Genomic DNA, 23,706 nt, shown 5'->3' on the forward strand with positions numbered 1-23,706 from the left:
TTTTTAGTGTTAAACGTTAAATACATAAGCTTTAATACGGATTCGTAGTTAAAGGCCTTGTAATAAATATTCAAGTTTTTTATTCTTCAGACTTCAGCATCTCTGGCGTAGCAACGGTTCTAAAGCCCATATGATCTGATCCAGAATCCATAGAAACCCCCATTTTAGCCGAAATTCTAAAGCTAGCACAGTACGACGCATGACATAAAAAAGAACCTCCTTTCATCACGTGTTCTACTTGATAAGGATTGTTCGGGTTAAAATGCTTTTCAGCTCCTTTAGGATTTACAATAGGTTGAGAACTATCTAATTCCTTATAATAGTTTATATTAAAAAAGTCATTCGTAATTTCCCATACATTTCCAGCCATATCATATAACCCAATACTATTTGCTGGATAAGACTTTACAGGCGAAATAAATTCAAAACCATCTTTAGAGTCGTTTTTAGTCGGAAAAACACCTTGCCACGTATTGGCGTTAGCATCTAAAACCGCAGGATTATCTCCCCAAGTAAAAATGCTGTTTTCATTTGTGCCTTGTGCAGCAGACTCCCATTCGGCTTCCGTTGGTAAACGTCGGTTAGCCCATTCGCAAAACGCTATAGCATCTTGGTAAGCGACATGCACTACAGGAAAGTTGTCTTTGCCTTCAATAGTAGATTCCGGACCCTCTGGATGTCTCCAGTTTGCTCCCGTTTTCCATGTCCACCATTGTCCGTAGTTTTCCATATTTGCAACAGCATTTACATCTTTATTAAAAATAAGACTCCCCGGTTGCAGTATAGAATCATGAGGTTTTGGGGTGTTAGGAGGTAATTCTTTTTTCATTTCTTCCCAATCAATCTCGCGTTCAGCAATAGTAACATAGTCGGTTGCCTCTACAAAGGCTTTAAATTGCTTGTTGGTAACCTCTGTAGCATCTATAAAAAAGCCATCTACAGTTACCATATGCGCAGGTTTTTCTCTAGGCATCGCATATTGGTCGGTGTCTTTGGCGCCTTGTAGAAATGTTTTTTTTGCTACCCAAACCATACCTTCAGGAGCTTCAGGGATTATAGGGGGAGCTACAGGATTAACCGTTTTAGTTTCAGTAGCGGTTGGTTTGGCTTCATCTTTACAACTCGAAACCGTTGTAAGCATTAAGAGCAAGGCCAGAATAGGTGTAAATGGTTTATTCATGGGTTTTAGATACATTTTTATTTTGGTTAAATATAATGTTTTTGCATCGTATTTTTATCAGAATAAAGCAGGTATTATAAATAGCATTATCCGTCATAGGCTTATTAAATACCACCAATAAAAAAACCGTAATATGACTGAGATATTACGGTTTTTTATAAGCGATTAAATCGTTAAAATTAGAAATTGATTCTAGTTTTATTTAATGATAATTTTTTGAGTTTTGTTTTGTGTAGGGGTTTTTAACGCTACGATATAAACACCCGCTTTTAACGAACTAACATTAAGGGTTTGCGTTGTGTTTGAACTCGTTAAGACCTGTTGAAACACTGATCGACCTTGCATATCGTATAATACGGCTGTAGTATCTGCAAGTAATTGCCCTTTAATCACTACTGTTTTTGAAGCTTGATTAGAATAGATGTGTAAACCATTAATTAAGGCATCGTCAGTAGATAAAGTGGTTGCAGAGAAATGTACATAGAAACGCCCGGTACCATTTAAGGCATCAGATGGCGTAAAGACGTAATCACTATTATTTAAAAGTGTCCAAGTGTTAGTTAGATTATCTTCAAGATATACGGTTACCGTTTCAGGAATTGAAACCTTTTCAGGATTCATACCAATAGTTAATTGTGTACCCGCCTCAGCATTAACCCCAAGAGGTACAACGACCTCATTAAAATCGTTATAAGGTAAAGCCTGAATAGCAAATTTAATGTTTTCATTATTTTCAACAAGATGCGTATAGATAGGGCTTGAAGAACCCGTAAAAGCCGCAGCATCATACCCCGGATCTAAGCCTCTAGTTTGGTTGTCTACAAAGTATATTTTTGTGGAATGCTGCGATGATTCTCTCGATAAAAATAATTCTGATAGAACATGATTTGGTGTAGCTGTTCTTCCTACTATAAAATCATCCGAACTTCCCGTAGTTCGCATTGCTGGTGTAAACGTTACAGTGCCTCCACTAGCTGTAGTTTTTACAAAGAATCCTTGGCCTGGGGTTATTTTATAACCATTATTAGTCTCTATATTATTCCATACTGTCCAATTATCAGAAGAATTTGCGTAACCCGAATAACCATAAACGGCTTGGTATGCTCCGCTGCCTCCGTTTAATTGACCTGAGTTTTCAGTCCAAAATTCATCAAAATCTAAATAAGAAGGATAAGGGTTACCTATTAAGTTCCATAAACCATAAGTGGTGTTACCACCATCGCTAAGCGTAGCTACTACATCCACTGCAGGTGAAACCGGTGCTCCTTGAAATAAGATAGTACCATCTTCACTTGCTCTCGCTGCTCTATACCCTTTTCCTTGCACTAAAGGATCACTACCATTTGTAGAGGTATCCCAGTTTACATACGAACCAGAAACATTATCAAATGGGCCAAACGCTCTTTGCGTTAAAGTAGCAGGATTTGCAAGAAGGCTAGCTTCAATATCTCCAAAAGTTTCAGGGACCGGAGCCGAAATTAGGTCGTTAGATGGAGTTGTATGGACCCATCTATTATAGCCCACTTCACCAGTTACCGTGCCATTAAAAATTAAACTACTAAAACTAGTTGCGCTAGACTCAGCGAAAAGATTATCACTTGTAATAGCTTCACCAGACACCGTAAGAGACTTTCCAGGATTAACCGTTACAGCACCATCATTTAAAATAGTGATATTCTTTACTGAAACATCAGAATCTATATTTAAATTACCTTTTATATAGATTTTTTCATCCGTGTCAGAAGGAGGGACATTGCCACCTACCCAAGTAGTTGTAGAGTCCCAATCTAGATTTGTAACTGTGCCTGTTTTTGAAGCATATGTTGGTATTATAATAGAGCCATCGATATCTTGTACAATTGTGCCATTAGAAGCTACACCGTCAACAAGCCAAGTATCTAATACGGTATGAGGAATGGAAGTTCCTATTTTAAGCACGCCTGAGGTATAGTTTTTTAAATCCACCACACCAGTCATCGTACCAGTTCCAGAAAACTGCACTGCTGTTACAGTAGAATCAAAATTTAAAGCTAATGCTGTAGTAACGGAAAGGTTACCGATACTATTTTGATTCGTATTAAATAAGACTTCAGATGATGCATTGGCCTCACAAGTAATTGAGCTATTAATATTGTTTGTACTGTTTACAATTAGTTTGGCAGCATTATTACCAGCAAAATTAAAAGTTCCTATAAAGCCTGTGAAATTAGAATCGCTTCCTAATAGAATTCTGCCTCGTAATCCCAAAGTACCAGTACCAGATACACTTCCATGGAACTCTATAGGATTTGTATCTGATAAGTTATTTAAATTTATATTGTTAGATCCAAAGGTAACGGTTTTTTCACTAGCAAAAACAAGAGTACTTGTAGCAACATTTCTTATTCGCTTTGTGGTATCAAAAATTAAATTACAATTAAAAGTCGTTGTAGTATTAGCAACATTATTACCAATGCTATTATTATTGGTGGTGTTAGCAATGGTTAAAGTACCATTAGAAACTGTAATATCTGAACCACCAATTACTATCTCTTTTACAGTAATAGAGCTGGTCTCTAAGTCTACACTAGCCTCTAGCGTAGCTATACCAGTATCACCTGCTATTATGCCTCCAGTCCAGTTGGTTGCTGTAGACCAATTGCCATCTCCTGTGCCATTATTGTTAGTAAATGTTCCATCCTGCGCTTGTAAGAGCAAACAATTTAAACTTAAAAAAGGTATTAAAAAAAGTAGTGGTAATTTTTTCATCATGATTTTTAGGGCTTTAGGTGATCTTCAAATTTAAAACATTCGTGCAAATTTACTTTGCTTTATTCAATCAAAAACAGTCTCATATCGTGTAAAAGCCTATAAATGTTGGTCTAAAACAAAAAAACAGCTCTAAAATAGCATTGTTAAGGCTGTTTTTACTACGATTTTAGAGCTCAAAGGGGGCAATTTTCGTAGTGAAATACTTACACTAAAGTCTAAAACTGATGGATGAGCAAAGCGTAAATTTCTTATCGTACATAATTTGTACAAGGTGATGTAAAAAAAAACACAACATCTTAATTATTAAGATGTTGTGTTTTAAAATTGTGGAGTCGGAGAGAATCGAACTCTCGTCCAAACAAGTAACCAAAGGGCTTTCTACACGTTTAGTCTTTTCTTAGGTTTTAGACGTAAAGCTGGTTAAAGACAACCCACTTTACGCTTAGCTTTTTAATCTCGAAAGGGCATCAAAGCACTACCCAATCTTAGTCAATTTTTACGATGCCTCATGCAGAAACGCCACTGACTAGGGCTTTTCGGAGACATTTAGCCTTCCTACCTTGTAGGAATGAGCACGAAATCTTACTGTGATTCAGATTATGCAGCTAAAGCGTAGTTATTCTCGCCGTTTAAAATTTGGTCTAGCCTTTTACGTGTTTCAATGCCATTACACGACGTGCTTACCATTCACTTAATCTCGCTGTCAAAACCAGTCGACCCCATTAATAAAATAGTAAATTTTTAATTTACGTCATTGAATTAATCCTGAACTTGCTTCGGGAACTCATCAATCCATAAATGCTATTTTTATTTGGGCGTTCCCTTATCAGGTCGGGCTATCCGCTATATCTTTTGCTAAAAAAAGCAAAAGGATGCCGCTTCTATCCCTAACGCAACAAACCAAGAAACCTATTGTAAAGTTTCTAGGGCTGCAAATTTACAAAAAATACTAATGCAAAAGTTATACCATTACTTTATTTATAACAGTACGATGGTAAATTGTCAGTTTCTTATATTAATTTGCTCATCAATATTAATCACGTTATTTTCGTAAAAATGACATTATTGGTCACTACCAAACCTAAACAATCATGCTATGACATTCGCCATTATAAAAGAACGTAAAAATCCACCCGATAGACGTGTGGTATTTTCACCAGAACATTTAGCTGAAGCTAGAGCACAATTTCCGGAGGCTACATTTATAGTAGAATCCTCAGATATTCGCATTTTCCCCGATGAGGCATATGCAAAATTAGGGTTTGACGTGTTAGAAGATGTGTCTCATGCCGATGTGATGATTGGGGTGAAAGAAGTTCCTGTTGAAGATTTAATTCCGAATAAAAAATATTTCTATTTCTCACATACTATTAAAAAACAAACCTATAACAGAAAGTTATTAGTGGCCATGTTAGAGAAGAACATAGAAATGTACGACCATGAAACTATAGTTAAAGAAAACGGTGCCAGACTTATTGGTTTTGGGCGTTATGCAGGCTTAGTTGGCGCATACAACGGATTTAGAGCCCTTGGTCTCAGAGAAGGATTGTTCAATCTCCCTAAAGTAGAAACCTTAGCCGATTTAAATGAGGTTAAAGCCGAATTGGATAAAATTAGCATTCCTAATCTAAAAATCTTACTCACAGGAACAGGAAAAGTGGCTTATGGCGCAAAGGAAATCTTAGACCACTTAGGTATAAAAGAAATTAGCGATGCCTTGTATCTCACTTCAGAATTTACGGAACCGGTTTATGTTATGGCAGATGTTATGGAATACGCCAAACGAAAAGACGGTAAGGTAGGAGATCGCTTTAAATTTTATAAAGATCCATCGGGTTACGAAAGCAATTTTATGCCTTATGCTAAAGCGACGGACTTTTTTATTGCAGGCCATTTTTATGGTAATAATGCGCCTTTCTTTTTTACAAGAGAAGATGCCAAACATCCTGATTTTAGAATTAACCTTATAGCAGATATATCTTGCGATATCGATGGTCCTGTGGCAAGTACCCTAAGACCTTCAACTATAGCAGATCCATTTTATGGCTATCACCGAGAAACCGAACAAGAAGTCGCCTTTGATGCGGAAGGTGCAATCACCGTTATGGCGGTAGATAATTTACCTTGCGAATTGCCTAAAGATGCCAGTGAAGGGTTTGGAGAGGCTTTTTTAAACCATGTGATTCCTGCATTTTTTAATGGTGATGAAAATGGTATTTTAAAACGGGCCAAAATGACTGAAAACGGAGGTTTAACGCCAGGTTTTCAGTATTTACAAGATTTTGTTGCCGGTAAGGCTTAAGGTTCAGTACCTTGTTTTACCTATAATTTATAAGGTCACCTTAAACATTAGCGCTCTTATTTGTCTGCTCTTGTTGGGGTGACCTTATATGTTTAAACATCCAAAACCCAAGGCTTAAAAAGCAACCGAAACCTAGGGTAAATAACCATATGGCTTGGTGCTTGTAAGGGGCCTTTAGCATGTTAAAAATGGTTGTGAAAAGGGACTGTGGCGCACTGATAATATCCCAAGAATTATAGCGCAGAAATCGCCCTAAATAAACCCCGAAACTACACAAAAATAGGAATCCGTTGGTCAGAGTCGCTATAGGAAGCTTTATCTTAAAGTTAGCTTTTATAAGGTGTTGCATGTCTATTAACGTGAGATAAAATAAAAATAAAGCACTTAAGGCAAAAGAGAGGACAACCAAAATATCTAGCCACAAATAAGCGACATTAGTCTTTCTAAGATGAATAAGATCCGTAATAATATAAGGGGCGTTGGGTAAAAATAGAAGCCATACCATAAACCCAAATATAAAAGTCCATAGGCTTAAATGGTGTTTAGTGCTAAGGTATTAGGTAATTAGGTAGGGAATAAAGGCTAGAAATAAATTCCAAATTAAGAAAAGAAAGAAAAAGGATTGATGAAGTTTCATGCGGAGCATCAGTAAAACAAGGCTAAAACTGATAGCCACAAGGATTAGAGTTAAGGTTTTAAATCGGGTGAGGAGCAGGTGTTTTACAGCGTCCATAATATTGTTTTTTTAAGATGTTATTGGGTTAAATACCTTGGTTTCTAGAATTAAGATGCTAAGAACGCCAAGGGTATAGGCAACTATATCGAGGACTCCAAAAGTGCTTCCAAAAATCAGCTTCGCAAGCGTATGTTGTTCTAAATTTAAGTATCTTAAAAAGGGAGTGAGTTGAAGGAGCTCTACAGTATAGGTAAACAATAACACGATTAGGCTTGAAGACCAAACCCCAAGAGTTGTGCAGCCTCGGAGTAGGGCATAGAGCAAGATGACCACCAGATAATCGCCAAGGGTATGACGGATAAATCCGGAACCTCCAATAACAGCGATAGTCAATTCTACTAAAAATAAAATGAAGGCCATAAGAAGGTAAGTGCTGTTCAATTGTAATTTCATGATAAAGAATTAAAGTAAAGCCCGCTATGAATATTAATAGCATAGCAAGCTTAAAAGATGATTATTAGTTGTTGTGCCAATCAATTTTTCGAGAGACAAACATTACGGCGGCTAGGATGATAAATAGACCTACACTGCCTACTAACAAGGCATAGTTTTCGAGCTGAATAATGACGTAGATAAACGTGTATAACGCGGTGAGCGAGATGCCTATTAAAGCCGAGAATTTTGAGTTTTTTAGTATGGATCTAGAGTATAAACTGATCAGTACTATTACAGATATACCGGCAATGACATATGCTTTTAAGAAATTACTATGCTCTGAAATAGACACCAACAAGGTATAAAACATCACCAAGCCTAAGCCAATCATTAAATACTGAAACGCATGAATCGGTATATTGCTCATGGTTTGTATTAAAAAGAAGATTAAAAACGTAAGCCCTATAACTAGGAAGCCGTATTTAGCCGCACGCTCACTTTTTTGATATTCATCTACTAACACCACAAATTTGGTTCCGAAAGCAAAAGCATTTAAATTAGGAATGTTGTTGAGGTATTGTTGCGAAAACGCTCTGTTTATAGATAAAACTTTCCAGTTCACTTTAAATCCAGAGGCGCTTAGGCTTCTAGTTTCGTCGTCGGGAGCATAGTTTCCTATAAATCCCGGGTCGGCCCAATTAGAAGCCATGGCCATAGTGGTTGTTTTTCCTACAGGGATCACTTGTATTTGTTCACTGCCATCATAGCTAACCTTCATATTAAATTTAAAAGATGCTTCAAGAAATGTGGCGTTTAAAAAAGGCGTTTCGAGTTCATCTAAATGGCCTTGAGAACGGTTGTTATTAAAGTTGGTTTCAAACGGATAAGCAGTTCCGTTAATCTCAATAGCCATTTCATTTTTAATCCCTTTTAGATTACTCGTTTTAAGGATTATACTAGATTTATTCCATATAATATCTTCATTTTTAATGCCTTTAGATTTAAGGTCTGTAGGCTTGTAATTTCCGGAAAGAGTCATATCTGAAGTAAATACAGCAGATTCAAAATTGCCCAAATACATGGTTTTAGATTTAACGTCGGCATTGACGTGTAGCTTTTCAGGAAAAATATAAGCGTAATTAATTTCCGTTTTTGTTTCTTTCAGATAGGTCTTTGTGTTTTCATTAAAGGTAGAGGTTTCCGTATAAGTTTTATACGGAAGTTTAAGTATTGGACCGTAAAGTAAAACGTCTTCGCCCCATTTTTTATTAATCGTATTAACGACGTCGTCCTGCCGGTACGAACGCTCACTAATTAAACTGTTCACATAGCTTAAAGGTATAAGAAGGATAAGGACTAAGCAGCCCACCATAATCATGCGTGCTGTAATGGAGGTTTTTAACCATTGTGAAAATTTGTTAGGTTGCGGATGTGGTGCTTTTGGAACGTTGTTTTGGTCGTCTGTGTGATTCATGATAATTTTGTTTTTAGTTATTTAAAGTACTTTGTTTTTCAAAGTGTAAAGGCAAAAAAAAGAGATAGTTCTCGTGGAGCCTAGGTTTTATGAATAAGTTTTTCTAAGGCTTCAATATGTGTTTTAAATGCTGATTTACCAAGCGGGGTAACGCTGTAGCGAGTATTGGGTTTTCGGCCTATAAATTGTTTTTCAACAAGAATATATTCCGCTTTTTCTAAAGCTTTGGTATGGCTAGCAAGGTTGCCATCGGTAGCCCCTAATAATTCTTTAAGCATTTTAAAATCGGCATACTCGTTAACCATTAAAATAGACATGATTCCGAGTCTAATTCTATGGTCAAAAAGCTTATTTATGTTGTTTATGATGCTCAAATTTCAAAAATTAATAGTGATGTAGTTTTTGTTTACGGTTTATAGTAGTGGCAATAGATTGATTTTGTTCAATGGGAGGTCTTAAAACGAATACCGGGACAAAGATAATCATAAGAACAAGACTGCGCATGGTTATACGGCTAGCGTTTCTGCTTTAGTTGGTATCGTATTTAAAATGCATCCAGATGCCATAAATAATATGCATAAATCCGAAACCCATAACCCAAAGCCAAAATCCATATCCAGGGAAGGCCGTGGCAATAAGGCCTAAAGTCATCTCAATAAATCCTAAATATTTTATATCGCCAAGGCTATATTTAGACGCATTTACTAAGGCCAAACCATAAAAAATAAGCATGAGTCCTCCGGTTTGACCGTAGCGCCCTTGAGAAAGTATGATTAAAATATATAAGCCACCTGCGACTAGTGGGATAAGGAAATTAAAAATTAAGCGTCGCGACGATTGGTTCCATATTTTCTCACCGTTCTTTTTAGCTTTTCTTGTGGTTAAAATGATTCCCGTTACAATACTAAAGCTGGCCACAAAGAATAACACGAGCATTACACTTCTAAAAATCCATCCATCTAATAATAAGGTGCCGTAGCTATAGGTGTCTACAAGGTAGTACGTCAGGGCAGCGCCAATGAGCGCATAGATGCCGGCCATGATGCCAGATAAGCCACTTAATGAAATAAACCGGGAAGATTTATGCATCAAATTTTTAATCTCGCTAATATCGTTTAAGTAATCTTGTTGACTCATTTTTAAAGTACTTTGAAAAGCAAAGTAAATTAAATAAATCCAATTCAACAAATATATTTTTTAGATTTCCTTAAATTTATACCTGAAGAAATCACAAAAACGCGTATTATGATTGAATTACTTTTAGCCATAGCCAATATCACAGGAGGACTATTATTAGGATTAACCACTTTAGATAAATGGGATGGTGCCAGTGATTTTTTTAATAAAATTGCCGGATTTTTAGCGCCTTTTGATACCGTTATCGGACTAGGGCTGATCATTTTAGCCTTCTTAGAGTTTTGGGATGGCTTAATTTTTAATGTGGTGAGTATCTTAGGCGGAATCTTATTACTTACCCATGTTTTTGGTAAAGTGCCTGCGTTAGAAGCGGCACTTTATAAAATTTCAGATAAACTTATGCCTTTTAAGGCCATCATCGGAATAGCCCTTTTAATCATCGGAATACTACAGATTTTTTAAGTCTTCAACATTCTATTTGACTTATTAACAAGTATGATTTTTGTCATGTTTTGAGGTTTTAGGATCCCTAGCTTTGTAAGTATCCTATTTAAAAACTCAAAATATATTCGGTTATGCATGATGCTGCTTTAATCTCAAAATCAATTTCTTATCAAGATGTTTTAAATTCTACTTTAGCGTATTTTAATCAAGATGAACTTGCTGCAACGACTTGGATTAACAAGTATTGCTTAAAGGATAGGCAGGGCCATTATTTGGAAAAATCGCCAGACAATATGCATAAGCGTATGGCTAAAGAATTTGGTAAAATTGAAATGCACTACAGGCAGAAAGAAACTAGTTTAGAAAATTTATCGGCCTACGGAAAACGTAGAGGGTCTTTGGATGAGTCTAAAATTTACGAGCTTTTTAAAGATTTTAAATACGTTATACCACAAGGCAGCGTTATGTTTGGTTTGGGGAATCAGGAGGTGATTGCTTCCCTATCCAATTGTATTGTGGTGCCTTCTGTTTTAGATTCCTATGGTGGCGTATGTCATACTGATGAGCAGTTGGCGCAATTGTTTAAACGCCGTTGTGGTGTTGGTGTCGATTTGTCCGAGTTAAGACCCAAAGACGCTTTGGTTTCTAATGCCGCCGGGACCACCACCGGAGCAGTGTCGTTTATGGAACGCTTTTCTAACACCACAAGAGAGGTGGCTCAAAACGGTAGGCGAGGAGCTTTAATGCTTACTATGGATGTAAAACATCCCGATATTGAAGATTTTATTACCGTAAAGCAAGATTTATCAAAAATTACAGGCGCTAACATCTCCATCCGGCTGTCCGATGAGTTTATGCAAGCCGTTATAGCCAACACAAGCTTTACACTGCAATGGCCTATTGCCAGTAAAACGCCAGAATACACCAAAGTGATTGAGGCCAAAACCTTATGGCAAAAGATTATTACTTGTGCCCATAATACCGCAGAACCGGGATTGATTTTTTGGGACCGCCAACACCATTATTCTACGTCTTCCGTATATCCTGAATTTAAAAATAGCTCCACCAATCCTTGTTCAGAAATTGCCATGCAAGGTGGTGATAGTTGCCGTCTAATTGCCCTTAATTTATTCAGTTTTGTTGAGGATCCATTTACTGAAAAGGCGAAATTCAATTTTAAGAAATTCTACGAAATTACTTATGAATCACAACGCCTTATGGATGATTTGGTGGATTTAGAGCTGAAGGCCGTAAAACGAATTTTAGATAAAATTAATGCCGATCCGGAGCCAGATGCCATAAAACGAAATGAGAAAGACCTGTGGAATCTTCTTGCTGAAACCGGAAAGAAAGGCCGAAGAACAGGATTAGGGTTTACTGCTTTAGCAGATGCTATTGCTGCTTTAGGTCTTAAATTTGACACTGATACTGCCTTAGATGTTGTTGAAGAAATTATGAAAACTAAAATGACGGCGGAGTTTGAGAGTAGTATTGATATGGCCATTACCAGAGGCGCGTTTGACGCGTTTAATAGAAATATTGAGGATACTTCAGAGTTTGTGCAAATGTTGGCTAGCGACTTTCCTGAAATCTATACAAGAATGATGGAGCACGGTCGCCGAAACATTTCCTTAAGTACCGTGGCCCCTACAGGGTCTTTAAGTATGTTGGCTCAAGTGTCTTCTGGTATTGAACCTGTATTTTTACTGTCTTATGTAAGACGACGCAAAGTAAATACCCAAAATGAAAAGGCTAAAGTGGATTTTGTGGACGATTTAGGTGATGCTTTTGAAGAGTTTACCGTCTATCATAAAAAGTTTGAAACTTGGATGCAGACTACTGGCAAAACAGCGGTTTCTGAAAGCCCTTATGCGGGTGCTACGGCCACAGAAATTGACTGGAAAAAACGCGTTGAATTACAGGCTTTGGTACAGAAATATACCACACACTCTATAAGTTCAACCATTAATTTGGCGGCAGATGTGAGTGTAGATTTGGTGGGAGCGATTTATATAGAATCTTGGCGAAAAGGTTTAAAAGGAATTACCGTTTATAGAGATGGCTCTCGTAGTGGTATTTTAGTTGCAACGACTGATGATAAGGCTGAAAAAAAATCATCGGAGTCTACAGCAACTTTAATTGCCAAACGACCAACTAAAATTGAAGCTGAAATAGTTCGGTTTAATAACGAGACCGAACAATGGTTAGCGGTTATTGGTTTAGTTGATGGCCGACCGTATGAAATTTTTACAGGTCAAATGAAAGACGCTTTTAATTTGCCACAATGGGTAGAGCATGGTTGGGTGATAAAACAACGTAATGAGGACGGGTCATCGCGATACGATTTTCAATATATCGATCAAGAAGGGTATAAAATTACTATTGAAGGCTTGTCTCGATCGTTTAATAAAGAGTTTTGGAATTACGCCAAACTCATTTCAGGCGTCCTGCGTCATGGTATGCCAATACCGTATGTGGTGGATTTAATTCATAATTTAAATTTATACGACAGTCATATTAACACTTGGAAAAATGGTGTAGCAAGAGCTTTAAAACGATTTGTGCCCGAAGGGGCAGAGGCTGTGGATAAAAAGTGTCCGAGTTGCGAAGACCCTGAAGGCTTAATTTATGAAGAAGGTTGTTTAAAATGTAAAAGCTGCGGCTACTCTAAATGTGGCTAAGCGATTAAAGTTGAAATCAAGCTTATGATGAAAACTAAAAAAGGCCTCATCTTTTAATACGAGATGAGGTTTTTTTATGCTAAGAATTCGTCTTAAATTTGAAAGACCGATCTCTAAATGACAAGGATTTGAATCTAGCAGAAGCCCATATCTTAAAACAAGAAGAGCCGTATAAATCTATTATGCTGCAATTGCAGATCTTAATAGAACACACACTGCCTGAAGCCAAGTTGCTGTACAAATGGGGTATGCCTTGTTATTATATTGAAAAAAAGCCCATTTGTTATCTCCATAAAAGTAAAGATTTTGTGGATGTTGGTTTTTGGCATGCTGCACACTTACCTAAACAGTGGGATCCTTATTTAATTAGCGAAAAACGTAAAGTTGTAAAGTCCTTGCGTTATAAAACACTCGTGGCTATTGATGATGTGGTTTTCATTTCAATATTAAAAGCACTAGAAAAAGTGAAGGTGAAGGGATTTTATAAGAAAAATTAGTTGTCTTCATAATCCATAATTCACAGTAAAATTAAAATAAGGTTTTAAAAATTTTCGTTAAATCCTCTGCGGATCATTGCGCAATCTTTGAGTGGCGCTGCGTAAAGTTATTTCACCAAAAACACCCCTAAAAACACCGCTAAAAAGCCAACTACAAAACTAGCAATAGTGTAGAGGGCAAAGGTCATGAAATCACCAGTTTTTAAGAATATGTGGTTCTCATAAGCAAAGGTAGAAAAGGTGGTAAACCCACCGCAAAATCCGGTTGCTAAGAGTAGGGTTTGACTTTGAGATAAAGTTTCATTTTTAGCCGCCAAACCTAAGAAGATACCAATAAGTAAACTTCCTAAAATATTAGCCGCAAAAGTGCCATAGGGAATTCCGGTTTCAGGACTATTAAGCCATTTTCCGATGATAAAGCGCAAGACACTGCCTAAACCACCACCTAGAAATACAAGGATAAATTGTTTCAATATTTTATGAATTATGGAGTTTCAAACCTAATGATAGGAGACTTATTTTACAGCAACGTAAATTTCTGTTTTCCAATGAGCAGGGTTAGGGTGGGTGTCTGGACTTGTAAGATACGTTTCAAGCATTGGTCCACTTTCATCAAGTTCTAAATTTTGTTCTTTTATATAGGTCATGGTCGCCTCCCAAGCGGCTTTCAAATGACTATAATCACCAGTTAAAACAGTTTTTACGGTTTTGAAAGATTCCAATTGGCCCGTTAAAATACGTGGCGCTTCAGAAATAACACGTGAGTTTGTAGGAATACAAGCCGAGAAAATGACAGCGTTATTGTCTTCGTCCCATTTGTGGTAATATATAAAAGGTTGTCCTGCTCTGCTAATGTTATGGGTTAAAGCATAAGACCCAACCTGCCCTAAGGTGGTTTTCATGTTTGCTTCAAAATCACTTAATTTACAAGAGGTGGTATTATAAAGGTAATACCCGCCACTATGTTGGGTGAGGCCTTCAACTTTAATACTGTAAACTTTCATCTCCGCTTGCACAACACTATCTAACTTTTCAAGTCCTCTTTCATAATCCGGACCAATTTGTTTGTCCATTCCGCCAGAGAAGGCCATATACATCTTAAATCCAAAAGGTAAATCCTTTCCAGAAATCCGCCATGTGACGTCTGTAGTTCCATCATCATTAGGCTTAAATTCCCAATGCACATTAGACGTTGGATAGGTTCCAAATTGTAGTTCTTGGGTTATCGACTGCTTTGGGTTAGCGGCTGTAGTTTCCATCCGTCCTTGCTCGCCATCGGCATTCCATTTATAAGAACCACCAACACCTTGAGTTTGTTCACCTAAAACAATATTAATATCCGGATTTTCTTCAATCCAAGCACTCCACGCGGACCAGTTTTTAAAATCAATAACATTATCATACACCACCTCATGCGGGGCATTTATTGTTCTCGTCCTACTTACTTCAAAAGAATTGGGCTGTACAGCAACATAGATAGAGAGGCCAATAACTAAGATTAACACTAACAATAAGATGTATTTCAATGCTTTCATTTCTAGGGATGGTTTTAACTAGTTTATCAAATATAGTCATTTTATGATATGTGATATTAGTATTACATTTGTGAATAACCAAAAATGTATCAAATGAATTTAAAATCATTATTGAAAATTTGTCTTTTGGCTTTATTTATAGTCGCATGTAAAAATGAAGTCAAAGATTCAAAAGAAGAAATCACTCAGGTTGTTGAAGTTGAAAAAGTAGACTTTGATTATACGGTTGAGGAATTTTCGGATATCAAAATATTAAGATATCAAATCCCAGGTTGGGACAACTTAAGCTTAAAGGAACAAAAGCTCGTTTATTATTTAACGCAAGCAGGTTTAGCGGGGCGCGATATTATGTGGGATCAAAATTACCGTCATAATTTAAAAATTAGAACCGCTTTAGAAAATGTTTACAGTAGCTATGACGGGGATAAGTCTACAGACGATTGGGCTAATTTTGAAACCTATTTAAAACGTGTTTGGTTTAGTAATGGTATTCACCATCATTATTCTAATGCTAAAATGAAGCCCGATTTTACGGCAGCCTATTTAAAAGAATTACTAGCGGCAACCGATACCACTTTAGAAGGTGAAGCTTTTGATGTGTTGTTTAATGCTGAAGATAGCAAAAAGGTGAACCAAGCTAAAGGTGTGGATAATGTCTTAGAATCTGCGGTGAACTTTTACGCTCCAGATATTACCAATAAGGATGTTGCGGATTTTTATAAAACTAAGGTTTCTCCAAATCCAGAAAAGCCATTGTCTTACGGCTTAAATTCTAAGTTGGTAAAAGAAAATGGTGTAGTAAAAGAACGTGTTTATAAATCAGGAGGTTTATATGGTTCTGCAATTGATGAAATAATAAAATGGTTAGAAAAAGCTCAGGGTGTTGCTGAAAATGAGCCACAAGCTGAGGCTTTAGGCTTATTAATTGACTACTATAAAACAGGTGATTTACAAACTTGGGATGATTATAACGTGGCTTGGACTGCGGCAACAGAAGGAAATATAGACTACATTAATAGTTTTATTGAGGTGTATAACGATCCTTTAGGATACAGAGGGTCTTATGAAAGCATTATTCAAATCAATGATTTTGATATGTCTGAAAAAATGGCGGTACTTTCTAAAAATGCACAATGGTTTGAGGACCATTCGCCATTAATGGAAGCCCACAAAAAAGATAGTGTTGTTGGGGTAACGTATAAGGTGGTTAATGTGGCTGGTGAAGCTGGTGATGCCTCTCCAAGTACGCCTATTGGTGTTAATTTACCAAATGCCAATTGGATTAGAGCTGCGGTTGGAAGTAAATCGGTGTCTTTAGGAAATATCATTAATGCGTATAATAATGCAGGGGGTACAGGACGTTTAAAAGAATTTGCTCATGATGAAGAAGAAGTTCAGTTAGAAGAAGAATACGGGCAATTAGCGGATAAATTACACACGGCATTGCACGAAGTTATTGGTCATGCATCTGGACAATTAAATCCTGGTGTTGGTGAAACTAAAGAAACTCTTAAAACCTATGCTTCAACCTTAGAAGAAGGACGTGCTGATTTAGTTGGTTTGTATTTTCTTTACAATCCTAAATTACAAGAATTAGGTTTGGTTGAAGACTGGAAAAAAGTTGGTAAAGCGGCTTATGACGGTTACATTAGAAATGGCTTGATGACACAATTAATTCGTTTAGATTTAGGTGATGATGTGGAAGAAGCACATATGAGAAACAGACAATGGGTTTCAGCTTGGGCCTTTGAAAAAGGTAAAGACGAGAATGTTATTGAAAAAGTAACTAAAGACGGAAAAACCTATTTTAATATCAATGATTACGAAAAGTTACATGAGCTTTTTGGTGACTTGTTAAGAGAAACGCAACGTATTAAATCTGAAGGTGATTACGAAGCTGTACAAGCTTTAGTTGAAGGTTATGGGGTTAAGGTTGATCAGGAGATTCACGCTGAAGTTCTAGAGCGTAATAAACAATTTCCTTCGCCACCATATAGCGGATTTGTAAATCCGGTGTTAGTTCCTGAAACGAATAGTGAAGGTGAAATTACAGCGATAAAAGTTACACAACCTGAAACTTTTGCGGGACAGATGTTAAATTACAGTAAGGACTATAGTTTTCTTCCTGTAGAGAACTAAAACGAGTCTAGCTCTAAAATTTTAAAAAGCACTTACAGGATTGTAAGTGCTTTTTTTATGCACTAAAATGATGCTGTTTTGTAAAGTTTTGCATTTTAGGTGTTCATAAGTGGATGTCATATATTTCTTAAAATATTGGGTATCTTTAAAACTTTAAACTTGAGGTTAGCCTTGGTTACTAGACAAGAAAAAAAAATGTTAAGCATTTAATTTTTTTTAAGTGAAGTGAAATTAAATGCGAAAGAAGGAGACCAAATAGAGACAAGTACTAAAGTTAATAGGGTATTGCCTTTTAAACGCGTAGTACAGCTTTTGCCAAAGGCTTCAACATTAGTTTAAGAATACATTTATCTCATAAAACTGTAAAAATAATGCACAGCAAAACATCGTATTTAATAGTAAGATTAGCTCTAGGATTGAGCATGTTCGGACATGGATTAGTTCGGTTACCCAAGTTAGAAGCCTTTAGTCAAGGTCTTGTAAAATCTTTTGAAAACTCCATGATGCCCGAGGTTCTTACCTTACCATTCAGTTACATCTTACCCTTTGGGGAACTTATTTTTGGAGCCTTGCTTGTTATCGGACTCTTTACAAGAGTTGCCGTTCTTGGTATTGCGGCTATTTTACTCGCTTTAATTTTTGGGTCTACTTTGGTTGAAAACTGGGGCGCCATTACAGCGCAATTAGTTCATGTGGCTTTTGTAGCTTACTTAAGTCATCATATAAAAGACAATTCTTATGCTTTAGACCGCTTCATCTATAAGAACTAGACGAAACCGGCCTCACTTTTAAAGCTTCAAAAACTAGACAAAGCCTTTGGTCGTAGTCATGACTTGTGGCTGTCTTGTTTTTTGTTGAAAAAAAATCCCTTAAAACTTACGTTGAGGTTTTAGTTGAATGCAATTAGTAAAGCCATAAGGATAAATATAAAACCTGAAATTTGATTTAGACGCACCCCTGCTTTAGGGTGCCTTTTAAATTGTTCGGAAAATTGGCCTGCAAAGAAGGTTAAAGACAGATACCAAACCACACCGATAGCGGCGAAACTAAGCCCTAATAGCATAAAAGGAATCGGGTTTTCTAAGGCATTAGGATTGATAAATTGCGGAAATAGCGCTAAAAAGAATAATGCAACTTTCGGATTTAGGAGGTTGGTAATAAATCCGGACCAAAAATCATTTTTCTGCTTTTTTACGGGTTTAAGTTCCGACTCTACAGCGAGGAGAGATTGCTGTGTTTTTAGACTAATAATACCCATATATAAAAGGTAAAGTGCGCCTAAATATTTAATAATCATAAAGGCGTATACCGATTTTGCCATTAAAACCGTAAACCCTAAAGCGGCAAATAAAGTATGGACTAGGATTCCTGAGTTGATGCCTAAGGTGGCATGTATTCCAGATTTCTTTCCCTGACTGATAGATTTGTTTAAAACAAATAAGGTGTCTATACCTGGAGTAATGGTAAATATAAATGCCGTAACTAAAAAGGTGATAAAATTCTCGATACCCATAACGAATCCATTTAAATGATGTGATTATTCCGGACAAAGGAAATGCTTTGTTAGCGTTTAAAAAATACATATTTTTGATTGACTAATGCTAAAAATGCATTAATTATGACAACACAACAAATCAGGTATTTTTTAGAATTAGCGAACGTTCTACATTTCTGGAATACAGCAGAGAAGCTGTCCATTTCTCAATCCACATTAAGTCGACAAATACAAGCCTTAGAAGAGGAGTTCGACTTAAAACTTTTAGAGCGCGATAAGCGCAATGTAAAACTAACGGCGGCGGGGCAATTTTTAAAGGAGCATTGGACCACAACCCTTAATGAGTTAGATCGGCTGCATCTTCAAGCTAAAAAAATTGATGTAGGGACGTCTGGAGTTATTTCTTTAGCCTATCCAGGATCTATTTCTTCTGGTTTTTTACCTCAACTCATGCGTGTGCTAACACAAGAAATGCCAGAGTTAAAAATTGAATTGACCGAACCTACCGATTTAAATCATGAAAAATTAATTCTAGATTATCATATTGATATCGCCATTAGCCGTGATGAGATTTTAAATCCTACCATACAGTCCAAAAAGTTGTATGCTGAACCTATTTGCTTGGTTGTACCAAAAGGTCACTGGGTAAATGCAACTAATTTTACGGATTTAAAAATGGTTGAAAATGAAAACTTTATAATTTCAGCCTTACATAATACCACCTATTTTTCAAGTCTTTTACGTGAGGTTTTTAAGCAACATAATGTGGAGCCTAAAACCACAATTGAGTCCGATTTTGGAAGTGTGATTCTCAATTTGGTCGCCCAATCTTTAGGGGTTTCCATTTTGCCTTATGCCTTTAAGTCGGCTAATAATAAAGCGATACGGTTTATAGAATTACCTCACACTGTTGATTTGTATATCAATTGGCGACGTCACGATCCTAATAGCATCATAAAACGTATTGTGAGTTGTTCTGAAGCCCTCGGTAAGGAATACATATCCTAATTGAAACCAATTGGATTAAGAATTTTTGTACCTCAAATAGATCGAGTTAATGAAGTAGAGCTTCTAAAGCGGGTTGTATATTGGCATATTTAAACACGTAGCCTTCAGCTTCTATTTTTTGAGAACTGACACGTTGACTTTCAAAAAGTAAAATATGCATCTCTCCTAAGATGATTTTCATAGCGAATTCAGGAATGTTAGGGAGTAATAACGGACGATTTAAAATCCCTGCAGCAATCTTAGTGAGTTCTTCGTTACTAACGGGATTGGGAGCAACACCATTATAGACGCCTTCAAACTGTTCTTCCACAGCAAAAATAAATAAGGCCGCTAAATCTTTAAGATGAATCCAACTTTGCCACTGTTTTCCACTACCAAATGCAGCTCCTACACCATAAGAAATAGGTTTTACCATTTGGGGTAAGGCGCCTCCGTCTTTGGCTAAAACTAATCCGATTCTAATTTTAGCAACTTTACAGTCTATAGATTTAAATTTATCTACAGCAGCTTCCCATTGGTATACAACTTTTCCTAAAAAGCTTTCTGAAACTTCCGTGTTCGTTTCTTCGTAATAATGAACTAAGCTACTTGGGTAAATACCAATGGCACTCGCAGAAACAATTTGCTTAATGTTGTAATTATATAATTTTGCAGTTTTTAATAATAAGGCTGCCGTTTCAGTACGACTGTTAAGAATAACTTTTTTATAATCTTCCGTCCAGCGTTTAGAAATTGAGGCCCCAACTAAATTAATGATAGCATCCACGCCTTCAAAGCAAAAATGATCAATTTCATTGGCTCTAGGATTCCAATAAAAACCTTTATAATGCTCCTCTGTGCTTAGTTTAGATTTTGAAGTGGTTAAGTAATGAACCTTGATGCCTTTATCATGACATTGTTTTACAATTTCTTGTCCAATTAACCCTGTAGCTCCTGTAATTAAAACGGTCATGTTCCTTTTTAGGTAAAGGTACAAAATGATGTTTGGAGTGCGATAAAGTTTACCTTCTATTTAACGTTTTGATAGTGAAAGGAATGCGTTTGTTTTCTCTAATTTTAAGCAAAAAAGAGAACTTATGTGTTCGTATTTTATGCGCTTTAGAGGTTTAGGCTTCAGATGATTTTGTGGCTCTTAGCATTTCACGTTTGCCTGGAGGTCCAGGGAGACGCTCTACAATAAAGCCAACAGCTTGCATGGCACGTCTTACGCTACCTTTAGCCGAGTAAGTAACCAAAACACCATTAGCTTTTAAGGCCGAAAACATAATAGAAAATATGGTTTCCGTCCATAAATCCGGCTGAACTCGAGCTCCAAAAGCATCAAAATAAATGAGGTCAAACTGCGATTTTGCCCTAATATCTTTAAAGAATTTCTGTTGTTTCTCTAACTGAAACCCTAGAGTAATCTCGCAAGGTGTTTCCCATGGGGTTTGATGTAGTTGGTTAAAAATCGCCGTATGCGCTTTAGAAATTAAGTCGCTATAATTAAGCTGGTTGACTTCTTCAAGTTCTACAGGGTAGGCTTCAACGCCTACATAATCGATATTTAATTCTAAATTTTCAGCTTCAATAACAGTTAAAAAAGCATTAAGACCGGTACCAAAACCAATCTCTAAAATACTTAAATCTTTTGAAGTTTTATGTTGAAGTCTAGATTCCGAAAAGAAATGCAAACCATGTTTCATAAAAACATGATTTGCCTCTTGTATGGCGCCATGAATGGAGTGGTATTGCTCGTTCCATTCTTCAATTTGTATGGTTTTAGAACCATCTGACGTTGTAATAATATTTCTTTTCAAACTCTATGGAATCAGTAATTTTTTAATCTTCGGAATAGGTCCGGTACATACCGTTTTATGGCAACTAATACAGTTTGTAATGGCTGTATTGTAACGCTGTTTTAAATTGGTTTGTAAAACGGTGTCTATCACCGCTTCTTGAGAGGTGATAAAAGTCGTTGCAAAATGCTCCCAATTTTCATGGCGTTGTTTGCCTTTAGTCATTTCTGCTGAGTGTAAAGTCAGCAAATCTAAGGGTAATAAACTTGGGGTTTCTCCGGCTACAATTTCATTTTTCAATTGCATATTGTAGGCGTACATGGCATTCATAAAATTAGCCATTTCCGAAGCTTGGTACATCTCGTAGTGCACTTTTTTGGGCACTGCGGCCTCCTTGCTTTCTTCCTTATTGGTACAGCTAAAAAGCGTAAACAATAAAAGTCCAGAAAGGGTTATGGTTTTATTCTTTAAGTAAAACGCCATCAGCTTCAAAACGGTATTCAAATTTAGGTTCAGTGATCGCTGCAATTTCTTCTTCAGATTTTCCAGCGTCTTCAGCATAATGTTTTAATTCGTCTACAGGAGTTTCGGTGACAAAGGCTTTTCCGTTAACTACAACATCTCCTTCAGCATTTAACGGCATAAAGAAACCGTAATCTTTAAACTTTACCATAACAGGGGCATCACCTTCAAGATCTAAAGTCATCCAACACCCTTTGCTAGAACACACTTCAAGAATTTTACCTTTCATCTTAGCATTTACCGTATCTCCAACTTTTAAGTTTTTATAATGCACCATCATACGTTCTGCAGAAAGCGCATCGGTATCATTTATGTCTTTTCCAAAGGAAGCATAAGCAATTTCAGGTGTAGTCGTTTCAATAGGAGCTGTTTCGGCTGTTTTAGTTTCGTTTTTACAAGAAAACAGACTAGCAGTAATTGCGAAAAGTAAAATTGTTTTTTTCATTTGGAAAATTTTTTGAATTGATTTGTTATTGTTTCACAAATTTAGACAATTTAAGGGAATATAACCTTTTATTAAAGCTGCTGATTATGTACTTTTGTTGGAAAATCATACATAATCATGACGCATTACACCGATAAAATCAGCATTGAAACTTCTAAAACTTCTAAAATCGATACCGTAGATTTTGACAATTTAGACTTTGGTCGTTTGTTTACAGACCACATGTTTGTCTGTGATTATGAAGATGGAAAATGGCAAACCCCTAAAGTTATGCCTTATCAGGCTATGACATTTGAACCTTCTGCACGTGTATTTCATTATGGTCAGGCCGTTTTTGAAGGGATGAAAGCTTATAAAGACGATGAAGGAAAAGTCTTTTTGTTTAGACCTAAGGCTAACTTTGACCGTATTAATAAATCATCAGAACGATTAGCAATGCCAGCTTTTCCGGAGAATTATTTCTTTGAAGGTTTAGAAGCTTTACTTAAATTAGATAGCGACTGGATTCAACCAGGAGTGGGAAACTCTTTATACTTACGTCCGTTTATTATTGCAACAGAACCTGCAATTTCGGCTTCACCAGCTAATAATTACCGATTTATGATTATTTGTTCGCCAGCAAAATCGTATTACAACGCCCCGGTTCGTGTTTTGATTGCTGAAGAATATAGTCGTTCTGCCGATGGTGGTGTTGGTTTTGCTAAAGCAGCCGGAAATTACGCGGCACAGTTTTACCCAACAAGTTTAGCGCAAGAAAAAGGATTTCAGCAAATCATATGGACCGATGCTAGCACCCATAGCTTTCTTGAAGAGGCAGGGACAATGAATGTGTTTTTTAGAGTGGGAGATAAGTTAATTACCGCCCCAACTAGCGACCGTATTTTAGATGGGGTGACTCGTAAAAGTATGTTGCAATTGGCAGAAGACTTAGGAATTACTTGCGAAGTAAGACGTGTTACTGTTGAAGAGATTAAAACAGCCGCTAAAGAAGGAGAGTTAAAAGAAATCTTCGGTACAGGAACGGCAGCCGTAATTAGTGTTATTTCTGCTTTTGAGCATAAAGGCGAATTATTTGAGATTCCAGAAATTGAAGACTCTTACGCAAAACTTTTCAAGAAAACCTTGTTAGAAATACAACACAATATCTCTGAAGACAAGCACAACTGGAGATACGAAATAAAATAAATTTAGACTTTAAGTCCATAAA

The 23,706-nt window shown here is 36.6% G+C and carries 22 protein-coding genes and 1 other RNA gene; 8 read left to right on the top strand and 15 right to left on the bottom strand.

The annotated features are described in order from the left end of the window. Positions 1-79: 79 nt before the first annotated feature. The 3 genes from DFQ08_RS05585 to ssrA all read right to left on the bottom strand — a co-directional run bounded on the left by DFQ08_RS05585 (position 80) and on the right by ssrA (position 4,652). A complete protein-coding gene (locus DFQ08_RS05585) occupies positions 80-1,180 on the bottom strand; it encodes a formylglycine-generating enzyme family protein (protein ID WP_245935382.1) in 1,101 nt (366 codons plus the stop codon). A 198-nt stretch (positions 1,181-1,378) separates the two neighbouring features. After that, entirely contained in the window at positions 1,379-3,931 is a 2,553-nt protein-coding gene (locus tag DFQ08_RS05590; RefSeq protein ID WP_114308835.1) for a T9SS type A sorting domain-containing protein, read from the bottom strand. A 324-nt stretch (positions 3,932-4,255) separates the two neighbouring features. Further along, positions 4,256-4,652: a transfer-messenger RNA gene (gene ssrA / locus DFQ08_RS05595) on the bottom strand. Positions 4,653-5,027: 375 nt separating this feature from the next. Here ssrA and DFQ08_RS05600 point away from each other — a divergent pair. Further along, positions 5,028-6,233, top strand: coding sequence for an NAD(P)-dependent oxidoreductase (locus tag DFQ08_RS05600; RefSeq protein ID WP_114308836.1), 1,206 nt, complete (start codon positions 5,028-5,030; stop codon positions 6,231-6,233). Between the two features lie 40 nt (positions 6,234-6,273). Here DFQ08_RS05600 and DFQ08_RS16400 read toward each other — a convergent pair whose 3' ends face one another. The 5 genes from DFQ08_RS16400 to DFQ08_RS05625 form a co-directional block, all read right to left on the bottom strand. After that, the gene (locus DFQ08_RS16400; protein WP_394347175.1) at positions 6,274-6,750 is read right to left on the bottom strand and encodes a DUF1361 domain-containing protein; all 477 of its coding nucleotides are present in this window, start codon (positions 6,748-6,750) and stop codon (positions 6,274-6,276) included. Positions 6,751-6,978: 228 nt separating this feature from the next. Further along, on the bottom strand, positions 6,979-7,362 hold the full coding sequence (locus DFQ08_RS05610) for a ribosomal maturation YjgA family protein (protein ID WP_114308838.1): 384 nt from the start codon (positions 7,360-7,362) through the stop codon (positions 6,979-6,981). Positions 7,363-7,426: 64 nt separating this feature from the next. Further along, entirely contained in the window at positions 7,427-8,818 is a 1,392-nt protein-coding gene (gene creD, locus DFQ08_RS05615) for a cell envelope integrity protein CreD (RefSeq protein WP_114308839.1), read from the bottom strand. 80 nt (positions 8,819-8,898) lie between these two features. Next, on the bottom strand, positions 8,899-9,192 hold the full coding sequence (locus DFQ08_RS05620; RefSeq protein ID WP_114308840.1) for a winged helix-turn-helix domain-containing protein: 294 nt from the start codon (positions 9,190-9,192) through the stop codon (positions 8,899-8,901). A gap of 154 nt (positions 9,193-9,346) precedes the next feature. Then, entirely contained in the window at positions 9,347-9,955 is a 609-nt protein-coding gene (locus DFQ08_RS05625; RefSeq protein ID WP_114309677.1) for a hypothetical protein, read from the bottom strand. Positions 9,956-10,063: 108 nt separating this feature from the next. Here DFQ08_RS05625 and DFQ08_RS05630 point away from each other — a divergent pair, with 108 nt between their 5' ends. The 3 genes from DFQ08_RS05630 to DFQ08_RS05640 all read left to right on the top strand — a co-directional run bounded on the left by DFQ08_RS05630 (position 10,064) and on the right by DFQ08_RS05640 (position 13,577). Then, positions 10,064-10,417 (top strand): hypothetical protein, encoded by a 354-nt coding sequence (locus DFQ08_RS05630; protein WP_114308841.1) that lies wholly within the window; start codon positions 10,064-10,066, stop codon positions 10,415-10,417. 113 nt (positions 10,418-10,530) lie between these two features. Beyond that, complete coding sequence (locus DFQ08_RS05635; protein WP_114308842.1) at positions 10,531-13,080, top strand: adenosylcobalamin-dependent ribonucleoside-diphosphate reductase; 2,550 nt, start codon at positions 10,531-10,533, stop codon at positions 13,078-13,080. 128 nt (positions 13,081-13,208) lie between these two features. Continuing rightward, positions 13,209-13,577, top strand: a complete 369-nt coding sequence (locus DFQ08_RS05640) for a DUF1801 domain-containing protein (RefSeq protein ID WP_114309678.1) — start codon at positions 13,209-13,211, stop codon at positions 13,575-13,577. Between the two features lie 107 nt (positions 13,578-13,684). Here DFQ08_RS05640 and crcB read toward each other — a convergent pair whose 3' ends face one another. Both crcB and DFQ08_RS05650 read right to left on the bottom strand, forming a co-directional pair. Next, positions 13,685-14,050 (bottom strand): fluoride efflux transporter CrcB, encoded by a 366-nt coding sequence (crcB, locus tag DFQ08_RS05645; RefSeq protein WP_114308843.1) that lies wholly within the window; start codon positions 14,048-14,050, stop codon positions 13,685-13,687. A 42-nt stretch (positions 14,051-14,092) separates the two neighbouring features. Then, positions 14,093-15,112, bottom strand: coding sequence for an SRPBCC family protein (locus DFQ08_RS05650; RefSeq protein ID WP_114308844.1), 1,020 nt, complete (start codon positions 15,110-15,112; stop codon positions 14,093-14,095). Positions 15,113-15,205: 93 nt separating this feature from the next. Between DFQ08_RS05650 and DFQ08_RS05655 the strand changes: the two genes are divergently transcribed. Then, on the top strand, positions 15,206-17,251 hold the full coding sequence (locus tag DFQ08_RS05655) for a dipeptidyl-peptidase 3 family protein (protein WP_114309679.1): 2,046 nt from the start codon (positions 15,206-15,208) through the stop codon (positions 17,249-17,251). A gap of 371 nt (positions 17,252-17,622) precedes the next feature. Beyond that, positions 17,623-18,021 (top strand): DoxX family protein, encoded by a 399-nt coding sequence (locus tag DFQ08_RS05660; protein WP_114308845.1) that lies wholly within the window; start codon positions 17,623-17,625, stop codon positions 18,019-18,021. A gap of 119 nt (positions 18,022-18,140) precedes the next feature. On the opposite strand, the gene DFQ08_RS05665 is transcribed toward DFQ08_RS05660, so the two are convergent. Continuing rightward, positions 18,141-18,764, bottom strand: coding sequence for a LysE family translocator (locus DFQ08_RS05665; protein WP_114308846.1), 624 nt, complete (start codon positions 18,762-18,764; stop codon positions 18,141-18,143). A 105-nt stretch (positions 18,765-18,869) separates the two neighbouring features. On the opposite strand from DFQ08_RS05665, the gene DFQ08_RS05670 reads away from it, so the two are divergent. After that, the gene (locus tag DFQ08_RS05670; RefSeq protein WP_114309680.1) at positions 18,870-19,754 is read left to right on the top strand and encodes a LysR family transcriptional regulator; all 885 of its coding nucleotides are present in this window, start codon (positions 18,870-18,872) and stop codon (positions 19,752-19,754) included. A 46-nt stretch (positions 19,755-19,800) separates the two neighbouring features. Here DFQ08_RS05670 and DFQ08_RS05675 read toward each other — a convergent pair whose 3' ends face one another. From DFQ08_RS05675 to DFQ08_RS05690, 4 genes are all read right to left on the bottom strand, one after another. Then, a complete protein-coding gene (locus DFQ08_RS05675; RefSeq protein ID WP_114308847.1) occupies positions 19,801-20,706 on the bottom strand; it encodes a TIGR01777 family oxidoreductase in 906 nt (301 codons plus the stop codon). Positions 20,707-20,860: 154 nt separating this feature from the next. Continuing rightward, positions 20,861-21,553 carry a tRNA (5-methylaminomethyl-2-thiouridine)(34)-methyltransferase MnmD gene (mnmD, locus tag DFQ08_RS05680; RefSeq protein WP_114308848.1) on the bottom strand — a complete coding sequence of 231 codons (693 nt, stop codon included), beginning with the start codon at positions 21,551-21,553 and terminating at the stop codon, positions 20,861-20,863. A 3-nt stretch (positions 21,554-21,556) separates the two neighbouring features. Continuing rightward, a complete protein-coding gene (locus DFQ08_RS05685; protein WP_114308849.1) occupies positions 21,557-22,015 on the bottom strand; it encodes a hypothetical protein in 459 nt (152 codons plus the stop codon). Further along, positions 21,993-22,499: a DUF4920 domain-containing protein gene (locus DFQ08_RS05690; RefSeq protein WP_114308850.1), complete on the bottom strand. Its 507-nt coding sequence runs from the start codon at positions 22,497-22,499 to the stop codon at positions 21,993-21,995. The genes DFQ08_RS05685 and DFQ08_RS05690 overlap by 23 nt, the downstream gene beginning before the upstream one ends. A 117-nt stretch (positions 22,500-22,616) precedes the next feature. On the opposite strand from DFQ08_RS05690, the gene DFQ08_RS05695 reads away from it, so the two are divergent. Then, on the top strand, positions 22,617-23,684 hold the full coding sequence (locus DFQ08_RS05695; RefSeq protein WP_114308851.1) for a branched-chain amino acid aminotransferase: 1,068 nt from the start codon (positions 22,617-22,619) through the stop codon (positions 23,682-23,684). The last annotated feature ends 22 nt before the right edge of the window (positions 23,685-23,706 follow it).

It is taken from the genome of Winogradskyella arenosi, from assembly GCF_003337305.1.
Taxonomy (GTDB): domain Bacteria; phylum Bacteroidota; class Bacteroidia; order Flavobacteriales; family Flavobacteriaceae; genus Winogradskyella; species Winogradskyella arenosi.